The following is a 3,121-nucleotide window of genomic DNA, read 5'->3' on the forward strand; positions in this document are numbered from 1 at the left end:
GACGTAGGCTTTCGGCATGGGCGGCTCCTCGAGTGCGAGGCAGCACCGAACGCCAAGCCGGGAGACCCGTCAAGCGGGTTCGCTCCCGCTCAGTAGCCCGACATCAATTTCGGGAGATCGTCGAGCAGCGAGTCGCGAGCCTGGAAGCCAGGCGGACGACCATCATTGGGCAGATCGGTCAGGAGGCGGGCGAAAAGGTAGGAGCTGCCGTCCTTTTCGGCCCAGCCGACGAACCAGCCGAACTGGCGCTCTCGATCGCGCTTGCCGCTCGGATGGACCCGAAAGCCTGAACCGGTCTTGCCGCGGACCGTCCACCCGTCCTTCGCAGAAAAGCGCGGCACCAAGGCGAGCGTCGCCTCCATCGCCTGCGCAGGAACCGGCAATTCATGGCGCAGAACCTTTCGCAGAAAAACGATCTGTTCCAAGGGCGAAATCTTGAGGGACGAACTCAGCCAGGATCGGGTCAGCCCGTTGCCGCGGCCGGGATCCCCGGTGACGTTCCTGTTACCGTAACCGAACCGGTCCACATAGGAACCGAAACGTTCTTCACCCAAGGCGCGGGTCAGCTCCTGCGAGTACCAAACGACGGAATCGGTCATCCACGTGGTGGGGTCGGTCGTCTTGCGCCAGCTTTCGCGCGCGGCAGCGAATTCCTTGCGGTATGGCCACGCGGGATCGTGCGCGTCCCTAAGGACGCCGGCATCGTAACCCATGATGCCGAGGGCGATTTTGAAGGTCGATGCCGGGCTGACGCGGATCTCGCACGCTCCCGATTGCTGCAGGAGGCGTCCCGTCTGCGTGTCCGCGATAATCGTGCAGGTGCCGGACGCCATGGCAGTCCCGGCGCAGGCGACGAGCCCCAATGCCAATACGAGTCGTCGGATCATGTGCGCCCCTCTCTTTTGCGATCAGCGTTCGGATTTGGGGGCAAAAGGGGCCGCTTCATGGCAGCCGGGAATTCAGTTGATCTGACGGTTAAGAAAGCGTTGTGCGGTTTACAGGAGCGCCGCCGCGATTTCCTCGACGATGCGCTCGGTCACCGCGCGAGGGTCTGCTGCCTTGATGATGGGGCGGGCCACCACGAGATGATCCGCTCCGTTGCGGATGCCTTCACCCGGCGTGACGATGCGCTTCTGGTCGTCGGCCGCCGAGCCCGCGGGACGGATGCCGGGGGTCACGATCGCAATGTCGGGACCGACAATGCGACGTACGCTGGCGGCCTCCGTTGCGGCGCAGACGATGCCGTCGATGCCGAGATCGCGCGCCTGCTTCGACCGGCGCTCGACGAGGGCGGCGGTGGTCCCGGGTGTATAACCGGCCTCGGTAAGATCCTCGTCGGAATAGGACGTCAGGACCGTGACCGCGAGGATCTTGAGGTTTGATCCGGCCTTGCCGGCAACGGCCGCACGCATGGTCTGCGGATAGGCGTGTACGGTAAGAAACGTTGCGCCGAGCCGTGCGACCGATCGAACCCCCGATTCGACGGTATTGCCGATGTCGTGGAGCTTCAGATCGAGGAAGACCTTCTTGCCCTTGCCGATCAGTTCCTCGGCGAAGGCGAGGCCTCCCGCATATCCGAGTTGATACCCGATCTTGTAGAAAGTACCGGCATCGCCGATGCGTTCGACGATGGCGCGGGCCTCTTCGACGGATGAGAGATCGAGGCCGATGATGAGACGATCACGAACGTTCCCCGGAATGGTTTGCGGGCCGAGGGACATCTGTGCGCTCATGGTTTGACCTGATTGTAGACCCAGACGCGGGCCGGAGGGAGATTGCGCCAGATCCGGTTGGAGGCGCGGGTTCGATAGGCGGGCGAGCGGGCGGGGATCGGAGGCACGACCGCGTAGGTGAACTGAATGAACGGTGCATCCGGATGCATCAGGGACTGGGCAGTCTCGAGCAGATCCGTGCGCTGTTCCATCGGTTTGGTGAAAAGCGGCAGGCTCGATACGGTCGCCGCGACAGGTTCGCTCAGCACGCCCGTCAGGGTCTCGGCGAGGTCGTATGCGTCCCCTTGCACGATCGTCGCCTTGGGAAAGCGGCGTTTCAACAATTGGCAGAATTCAGGATCGAACTCCACGAGGACCAACCGATCCTGCGCCACCCCGCGCCGGATGAGCGCGTCCGTGACCGGCCCAGTGCCCGGACCGAGCTCGAGGATGGGACCTGGAATGCGTGTGTCGACGAAGGAGGCCATGGTTCGCGCCAAGACCTTGCCGGACGGGGTCACCGCACCCATCACCAACGGGCGTTCGAGCCAAGAGCGGAGAAAACGGGCTTCGTCTTCGAAGCGATCCTTGCCGAGGGGAAGCTTACGCGACGTCGGTCTTGGAAAGGACTGAAGCACTAGGGGGACCCCTTGAAGGCGATCTTCGTCACTCTTTAGAACTCAAAGAAAACGACCGTCAAGTTAACTGGATCCACCCAGACCATCGATAAATTCACGGACACGGGTAAAAAAGCCCGAACTTTCCGGATGTGTGTCCTTTGAGCACTCCTGATCGAATTCCATCAGAAGTTCGCGCTGGCGCTTCGTCAGTTTCTGGGGCGTCTCGACGACAACCTGAATATAGAGATCGCCCACGTCGCGGGAGCGCAAAACGGGCATGCCCTTACCCTTCAGGCGGAACTGCTTGCCCGATTGAGTCCCCTCCGGGACTTTCACTTTGACGTCCGACCCGTCGATGTTGGGCACACTGAATTCGCCGCCGAGCGACGCGCTCACCATCGAAATCGGCACGCGGCAGAACAGGTCTGCCCCATCGCGCTGGAAAAACTCGTGAGGTTTCAGCGCGAGAAAAATGTAGAGGTCGCCGGCCGGTCCGCCGCGAACGCCCGCCTCGCCCTCGCCCGACAGACGGATGCGCGTGCCCTCTTCGACGCCCGCGGGAATGTTCACGGAGAGGGTGCGCTCGCGGGTCACTCGGCCTGCGCCATGGCAATTGCCGCAGGGGTCGTCGATGACCTCGCCGCGGCCGTGACAGTTGGGACAGGTCCGCTCGATCGAGAAGAAGCCCTGCTGCGCGCGCACGCGGCCGGCACCGCCGCAGGTCGGACATTGCCTGGGCTTGGAGCCGGCCTTGGCGCCGGAGCCAGAGCACACCTCGCAGGTGACGGA

At 63.2% G+C, this 3,121-nt stretch carries 4 protein-coding genes; all 4 read right to left on the reverse strand.

Features of this window, described 5'->3' with window-relative positions; genetic code table 11:
• Positions 1-89 precede the first annotated feature (89 nt).
• Complete coding sequence (gene blaOXA / locus AC1DT3_RS16340) at positions 90-887, reverse strand: class D beta-lactamase (protein WP_477466298.1); 798 nt, start codon at positions 885-887, stop codon at positions 90-92.
• Between the two features lie 108 nt (positions 888-995).
• Complete coding sequence (gene pyrF / locus AC1DT3_RS16345; protein ID WP_477466299.1) at positions 996-1,733, reverse strand: orotidine-5'-phosphate decarboxylase; 738 nt, start codon at positions 1,731-1,733, stop codon at positions 996-998.
• A complete protein-coding gene (locus AC1DT3_RS16350) occupies positions 1,730-2,350 on the reverse strand; it encodes a class I SAM-dependent methyltransferase (protein ID WP_477466300.1) in 621 nt (206 codons plus the stop codon). Before AC1DT3_RS16350 ends, pyrF begins: the two co-directional genes overlap by 4 nt.
• 63 nt (positions 2,351-2,413) lie before the next feature.
• On the reverse strand, positions 2,414-3,121 hold a 708-nt coding region (dnaJ, locus tag AC1DT3_RS16355; RefSeq protein ID WP_477466301.1), incomplete at its 5' end, for a molecular chaperone DnaJ.

The sequence above is a fragment of the Microvirga sp. P4_G7 genome (genome assembly GCF_056401005.1).

Coding starts and splice junctions, on each gene's coding strand:
- blaOXA (WP_477466298.1), bottom strand. CDS start 887: ATGATCCGACGACTCGTATTGGCATTGGGGCTCGTCGCCTGCGCCGGG.
- pyrF (WP_477466299.1), bottom strand. CDS start 1,733: ATGAGCGCACAGATGTCCCTCGGCCCGCAAACCATTCCGGGGAACGTT.